Origin of the sequence: Pseudomonas sp. TAE6080, assembly GCF_018732265.1 — a bacterium.
In the GTDB taxonomy this organism is placed as follows: domain Bacteria; phylum Pseudomonadota; class Gammaproteobacteria; order Pseudomonadales; family Pseudomonadaceae; genus Aquipseudomonas; species Aquipseudomonas brenneri.
In genome coordinates this window covers 23108-30077 of the sequence record NZ_JAHIDY010000056.1, presented here as the reverse complement: position 1 = coordinate 30077, position 6970 = coordinate 23108, and the positions used below count along the sequence as shown (strand labels likewise).

Annotated in this window: 5 protein-coding genes; 1 reads left to right on the top strand and 4 read right to left on the bottom strand. The window is 59.6% G+C overall.

The window, feature by feature from the left end:
- Positions 1–398: 398 nt before the first annotated feature.
- On the top strand, positions 399–2345 hold the full coding sequence (locus tag KL786_RS26980; RefSeq protein WP_215519524.1) for an autotransporter domain-containing protein: 1947 nt from the start codon (positions 399–401) through the stop codon (positions 2343–2345).
- 110 nt (positions 2346–2455) lie between these two features.
- On the opposite strand, the gene KL786_RS26975 is transcribed toward KL786_RS26980, so the two are convergent.
- From KL786_RS26975 to KL786_RS26960, 4 genes are all read right to left on the bottom strand, one after another.
- Positions 2456–3376: an SdiA-regulated domain-containing protein gene (locus tag KL786_RS26975; RefSeq protein WP_215519523.1), complete on the bottom strand. Its 921-nt coding sequence runs from the start codon at positions 3374–3376 to the stop codon at positions 2456–2458.
- A gap of 121 nt (positions 3377–3497) precedes the next feature.
- Entirely contained in the window at positions 3498–4424 is a 927-nt protein-coding gene (locus KL786_RS26970) for an SdiA-regulated domain-containing protein (RefSeq protein ID WP_215519522.1), read from the bottom strand.
- Between the two features lie 277 nt (positions 4425–4701).
- Positions 4702–5367 (bottom strand): fumarylacetoacetate hydrolase family protein, encoded by a 666-nt coding sequence (locus KL786_RS26965; protein WP_215519521.1) that lies wholly within the window; start codon positions 5365–5367, stop codon positions 4702–4704.
- 24 nt (positions 5368–5391) lie between these two features.
- Positions 5392–6786, bottom strand: a complete 1395-nt coding sequence (locus KL786_RS26960) for a D-2-hydroxyglutarate dehydrogenase (RefSeq protein WP_215519520.1) — start codon at positions 6784–6786, stop codon at positions 5392–5394.
- Between the last annotated feature and the right edge of the window lie 184 nt (positions 6787–6970).

Genomic DNA, 6970 nt, shown 5'->3' with positions numbered 1-6970 from the left:
TCATGCTGCTGAGGCTGCTAGCTGAAACTGTCCAACTTTTCGGGGGCAGTCCATTATGTGGGAGCTGGCTTGCCTGCGATGCAGGCGACTCGGTCTGTCAGCAATACCGAGTTGATGCTATCGCAGGCAAGCCAGCTCCCACATCTGACCGATGTTGTACCCGATGGATATGTAACAAAAACGCTACTTTTCGCAGCATCCCCTCCTCCGCCCGCTCCAATTTGTGCGCCAGGTCACGGCATCCCCCGCTGCATCTGGTATCAAATCCGTTACAACTTATAGCCAGGCGACTCCGCCTTCCACCAACGCGCCAACCCGCGACCGCCCCATGGAATGAGGCGCGCATTGTGCAATCGGTCCCGCCGAGCATTTCCCTCAATCCTCTCAAGGAAGACCTTGTGATCAAGCCCCTAGCTCTCGCTGTCAGCGTTGCCTGTGCCCTGCTTTCGACACAATCCAACGCCTACGACTATGGCGAACACGCCAATGTCACCCTGGAAAAACTGATCACCGACTACCCTGGCCGTTATCGCGGCACGGCCAATTTTGCCGGCGCTGCCGACTGGATGCAGAGCCAGATGGGCAATGCCTACGCCATCAGTCGCCAGGACTTCACCTGGAACGCCGGCAGCCGCGCCTCACAGAACGTGGTGGCCTACGCTGCCGGCACCAAGGCGCAGTACGTGGTGATTGGCGCACACTTCGATACCTTTTTTGGCCGCCCGGCCTTGCAAGGCCTAGACGACAACGGTTCCGGTGCCAGCGTGCTGACCGAAGTGGCGAAGAACCTCGGCGGCCTGCAACTGGAAAACGGTTTGCAGATCGTCGGCTTCGGCGCCGAAGAGGAAGGCCTGCGCGGCTCCAGGGCCTTCGTCAACTCCCTGAGTGCCAGCCAGCGTGAAAACATGCTGGCCATGATCAACCTCGACAGCCTGATCACCGGCGACATGATGTACGCCCACGCCGGCCAGAACAGCACCGCCAACCCGGCCCTGGCGTCGCTGCGTGAGCACACGATGCAGATCGCCAAGGAATTGAACATCAACCTGTTCACCAACCCCGGCCTGGACCCGAAATACCCCGCAGGCACCGGCTGTTGCAGCGACGGCGAAGCCTTCGAGCCGCTGAACATTCCCATCCTGTATATCGAAGCCACCAACTGGGAACTGGGCGACCTGGACGGCTACACCCAGACCGACAACCCGGCGATCCCCGGCGGTTCGACCTGGCACGACCCCAACGAAGACAACAAGACAGTCCTGACCAATGCTTTCGGCCAGGAACGCATCGACCAGCGCCTGCGCGACTATTCGCGCCTGCTCAGCCGCCTGGTGCTGGAGCTGACCAATGCCGACTTGATGGCCTCCACCACCTCGGGCGGTGCGGTTGCGCGCAATATGCAGGACAACCTGCAGCGCCAGCACCAGGCCATGGTGCGTTTGCACGATCGCCGCTGGCTGACGTTGCAATCGGCCAGCCGTGAAGTGGGCAGCTTTGATGGCGAGATCGGTGTGGACGGCGAGTACAGTCCGGACAGCGGCTTCGACACGGCCCCTAACCCCGAAGCCCGGCGCCTGGGCCTGCATGCCCTGGGCGACTATCAACTGAGCAGCAACCTGAACATCGGCGCCAGCCTCAGCTACCTCAACGGTCGCGACAAACTGGAGCACCGTGGCAAGCTGCAAAGCGACACCTGGCAAGCCGCAGTCTATGCCTTGTTGAACGATGGCGGCCCAACCTGGCTGGCCGGCGACCTGAGCGTGGGCCACAGCAGCTTCGACTCAAAACGTAACCTGGTGATCCAGGCCAATGGCGGCCCCGTGCTGCTTAACCAGCAACTGACTGGCGAGACCGATGCCTTGTCCCTCGGCGCTCGGGTGCTCGGTGGTTATGACTTCGACCTGGGCACCCTCAAGACCGGGCCGTTTGCCGGGCTGGACTACAGCCACTACCGCATCGACAAGTTCCACGAGAAGCAGAACCTGCGCACCGCCCTTGAATATGAAGAGCAGTCTTTCAACTCCCTGGAAGCCAGCCTCGGCTGGCGCGTACGCGGTGCTGTGGCCCTGCCTTACGGCTTGAGCCTGATGCCCTATGGCGATATCGCCTGGGTCAAGGAATTGGCCGACGGCCGCCTGGACGACCTGGACCTGACTGCACGGGCTGATGGCCAGGTGCGCACTGCGCGCCTGGGTTCAGTGGACAAGAGTTTTGGCCGCGCACAGGTCGGCAGCCAGTTGGCGATCACCCCGCAGCTTGGGGTGTACGCCGAAGTGAACGGCCGCCTGGGCCATGCCGAAGGCAGCCAGACCGGCTATTCCCTGGGCGTGCAGTGGATGTTCTGAGCCCCATACGATCCTTGTAGGAGCGAGCTTGCTCGCGAAGAACGTCAACGCCAACGCGTTCAGTCTGGTTAAACGCGGCGTTCTTGAGTTTTTCGCGAGCAAGCTCGCTCCTACAGTGGGGCGGGGGTTTTCTTGAAGACGTAGAACAGGTTCGGCTCGCTGACCAGATACAGCGTGCCATCGTCATCCATGGCAATGCCCTCGGCCTGGGGCACACGCTTTTTCAAGCCATGGCGCCCCTTGAGCAGCGACAGACTGCTCAAGGGGCGCCCGTCGATATCCAGCTCCAACACCAAATACGACTCATCGGACAGCGCCAGCAGATGGCCGCTGCGCTCGTCGTATTGCAGGCTGGACAGGTCACGTACAAACAGCCCGGCATCGCGCCGGGGGTTGTTGACGACGTGGACCGAGTAGGTTTTTTCCGGTTTGAAATGGGGAAAGCCGTGCACTTCGTAGATCAGCATCGGGTCCCGTTCCTTGGCGACAAACAGGCGCTTGCCCACCGAGTCATAGGCCAGCCCTTCAAACCCTTTATTGCCCTTGAGGTGCACACCCAGGGTCATCTGCTCGGCGTCGGCCGCGTCGAGAAACTGTGTGTCGTCCTCCAGGTGAATCTTGATCAGGCGCTGCTGGCGTTCATCGCTGACCACATAGGTGTTCTCGCTGATGAACTCCACCGCTTCGGCATCGCCAAAACCCACCAGATTAATCCGCCTCAGGATCTTGCCGTCCAGGGACAACTCGACCAGTTCGGCGTTTTGATTGGTCACGGTAAACAGGCTCTTGCGCACCGGATCAAAGGTCAGTGCCGAGACATCATCGTCGAGGCCGTCGATGACCTGCGCCTCCAGCACCACCTGATAATCCGCCAGGCCAATGGATCGCTCATCCGCCGGCTGACGCCAGGACTGCCAATTGAACCAGGCACGCTCGAATAAACGGAAATTCTGCGCAACCACTCCACCGCCGATCAGAGCGATCAACAACAGGATAAGAAGTGCAGGTTTGGGGCGGGTAAATCGGCGCATGGGGGCTGGCTCAAAGTCAAAACTGGCAAATGAATATCACAGCAGTCTGAATTTAAACTTAAACGCCCCTCACTGTCTGGCGAATGCCGCTCATAGGGAAGAATCCGACGTAATCAGTCGACTATTTCTGCTTCTCGAAACGATAGAACAGGTTTGGCTCACTGACCATGTACAGCGCACCGTTCTCGTCCATGGCCACGCCTTCGGCGCGTGGGATGGTGTCTTTCAGACCGTTGAAACCGCCGAGCACGGTCATGAAGCTGACTTGCTCACCCTTTTCGTCCAGCTCCAGCAGCAGATTGGAATCGGCGGACAGCACCAACAGGTGACCGGTACGCGGATCGATGCTCAAGGCGGAAAGGTTGCGTATATCCAACTCGGTACTCGGTAACACCTGTTTGTCGCCAATCAGGACCTGGCTGCCATCACTTTTCCAGGTAAACAGCTGTGCTGGCCGCTCTTTGCCCAGGATCAGCTGTTGATTGCGTTTATCCCAGGCTGCGCCTTCAAACGCCTTGTTCTGATTCTCGGAAGGGCCCAGGTCATAGGTCGGGAAGTCCGCGAAAGCCAATTGGCGTGTGTCGGCATCCACCTTGACCAGGGTCAGGGAGTGCCGGCGCTCATCAACAATACCGAGCACGCCGTTTTCCATCACCGTCACGCCTTCAGGGTTGCTCCAGCCGACCAGGGGCATTTTGCGCAGCACATCACCCTGCAGGCTGAGTTCCACCAGGAACGGGTTGCGCCCCATGACTGCGAACAAGGTTTTGGTCTGGGGGTTGTAGGCCAAGTCCGAAGCCTCGTCCTTTTCCATGCCAGGCAACGGTTTGGCGTCGATCACCGCCTGGTAGTCCGGAAGCCAGACACTTTCCTGGCGTTCAACCGGTGTTTCGAAACGTTCCAGCACCCATAACGCGCCACGGTCATCCCAGTGCATCAACCAGGAGACCCCGTACATGAGCGCCCCGACCAGGAACAGCCAGGAGTACCAGCGCATCTTCAAGCGCGGACGAGGAGTGGGTTTCACAGAAGGGAGCGGCACGGCCATGGAGGCTTCCAGATAATCGGCTGTAGGTGATAGCCCAGGCTCAGAGCGCCTGCGTGCCATATGGACGAGGATTATCCGGATGGCGTGTGAAAAAAATGCAAAACCCTGATTTACGGAGTACACACAAATAAATTGTGTACGGGCTTGTGTGGGAGCCGGGCTTGTCGGATCGCCGCATCGCCGCGATGCAGGCACCGTGGTGTGTCAGTCACACCGCGGTGATGCTATCGCAGGCAAGCCAGCTCCCACACAAGCCGACGCCTACAGGGGAATGGGGTTAGCGCACGCTGCTTTCGAAGCGGCTCACGCCCGACAGTTCCAGCACCAGCTCATCGCCCACATTCAGCGGGCCGACCCCGGCTGGCGTGCCAGTGAGGATCACATCACCGGCCTGCAGCGAGAAGCAGCCAGCCATGTGCTGGATCATCGGTACGATCGGGTTGAGCATATGCGAACTGTTGCCGTCCTGGCGCACTTGGCCATTGATGGTCAGGCGAATGCCGATATCGGCCAAGTCCGGGAACGTGCTGCCAACCACAAAGGGGGCGATCACTGCCGCACCATCGAAGGACTTGGCGATTTCCCACGGCAACCCCTTGGCCTTGAGCTCGGCCTGCTTGTCGCGCAGGGTCAGGTCCAGGGCCGGGGCGAAGCCGGAGATGGCATCCAGCACTTCTTCACGGCTCGGGGTTTTCGACAGGGGCTTGCCGATCAACACCGCAATTTCCGCTTCGTAATGCACCGAACCGCGCTCGGCCGGAATGGCAAAACCGCCTTCCAATGGCACCACACAACTGCCCGGCTTGATAAACAGCAACGGCTCGGTCGGCACCGGGTTATCCAGCTCCTTGGCGTGTTCGGCGTAGTTGCGCCCGATGCAAACCACTTTGCCCAGTGGAAAGTGGATGTTGGTGCCGTCGACGTACTTATGCTGATAGCTCATGGACCACTTCCTCTTTCGTGATGATTAAACAGCGAAGATCTTGCCCGGGTTCATGATCCCGTTCGGGTCGAACACGGCCTTCACCGCCTTCATATATTCGATTTCAACCGGGGAGCGGCTGTAGGTCAGGTAGTCACGCTTGGTCATGCCCACGCCATGTTCGGCGGAGATCGAACCGTTGTACTTCTCGACGGTTTCGAACACCCACTTGTTGACGGTGGCGCACTTGGCGAAGAACTCGTCCTTGGACAGGTTTTGTGGCTTGAGGATGTTCAAGTGCAGGTTGCCGTCGCCAATGTGGCCGAACCAGACGATTTCGAAGTCTGGGTAATGTTCGCCGACGATCGCATCGATTTCCTTCAAGAACGCCGGTACTTTCGACACGGTGACCGAGATGTCGTTCTTGTACGGCGTCCAATGGGAGATGGTCTCGGAAATGTACTCGCGCAGCTTCCACAGGTTGTGCAGCTGGGTTTCGCTCTGGCTCATCACGCCATCCAGCACCCAGCCCTGCTCGACACAGTGCTCAAAGGTTTCCAGGGCGTGGTTGGCGACTTCTTCGGTGGTGGCCTCAAATTCCAGCAGGGCATAGAACGGGCAATCGGTCTCGAACGGCGCCGGTACGTCGCCACGGCCGAGGACTTTGGCCAGGGCCTTGTCGGAGAAGAACTCGAACGCCGTCAGATCCAGCTTGCTCTGGAACGCATGCAACACCGGCATGATCGAGTCGAAATCAGTCGTACCGAGGACCATGGCGGTCAGGTTCTTCGGCGCACGGTCCAGGCGCATGGTGGCTTCCACCACAAAGCCCAGGGTGCCTTCAGCACCGATAAATAGTTGGCGCATGTCGTAGCCGGTGGCGTTCTTGATCAGGTCGCGATTGAGCTCCAGTACATCGCCCTTGCCAGTGACGACCTTCATGCCGGCCACCCAGTTGCGGGTCATGCCGTAGCGAATGACCTTGATCCCGCCGGCATTGGTGCCGATATTGCCGCCAATCTGGCTGGAACCGGACGAAGCGAAGTCCACCGGGTAGTACAGGCCGTTTTCTTCGGCGACGTTCTGCAACTGCTTGGTGACCACGCCCGGCTGGCACACGGCGGTGCGGTCGGTGAGGTTCACGTCGAGGATCTGGTTCATGTAGTCGAACGACACCACCACTTCGCCATTCGCGGCAACGGCCGCCGCCGACAAGCCGGTACGCCCACCGGATGGCACCAGCGCCACCTTGTGTTCATTGGCCCAACGGACAATGGCCTGCACCTGCTCAATGGTCTTGGGGAAGACGATGGCGGTCGGCGCGGGGGCGAAGTGCTTGGTCCAATCCTTGCCGTAAGCCTCCAGGGAGTCTGCATCGGTCAGCACTTTGCCGGGCTCAACCAGGGTCTTTAGCTCATCAATCAGGGCAGGATGGGTCATCGACAGAACTCTCGAACAATTCATGGTCATCCTGAGAACGCTTCACGTCGCAGGAATGAGTGTTTAGCGGGGCGCGTATGCTAGCATACCGCCCCCGCAGGACAGAGCCCAAGGGCGTTTCTGCGGTGACGGCTTTCCTGCCGTCCGGGTCAGCTTAAGCGATCCGATTCCCTGCCATTTTTCT

What these genes read in the sequence shown, in the direction of transcription:
- KL786_RS26965 (WP_215519521.1), bottom strand. Translation starts at nt 5,367, where the DNA reads ATGAGCTATCAGCATAAGTACGTCGACGGCACCAACATCCACTTTCCA.
- KL786_RS26960 (WP_215519520.1), bottom strand. Translation starts at nt 6,786, where the DNA reads ATGACCCATCCTGCCCTGATTGATGAGCTAAAGACCCTGGTTGAGCCC.
- KL786_RS26970 (WP_215519522.1), bottom strand. Translation starts at nt 4,424, where the DNA reads ATGGCCGTGCCGCTCCCTTCTGTGAAACCCACTCCTCGTCCGCGCTTG.
- KL786_RS26975 (WP_215519523.1), bottom strand. Translation starts at nt 3,376, where the DNA reads ATGCGCCGATTTACCCGCCCCAAACCTGCACTTCTTATCCTGTTGTTG.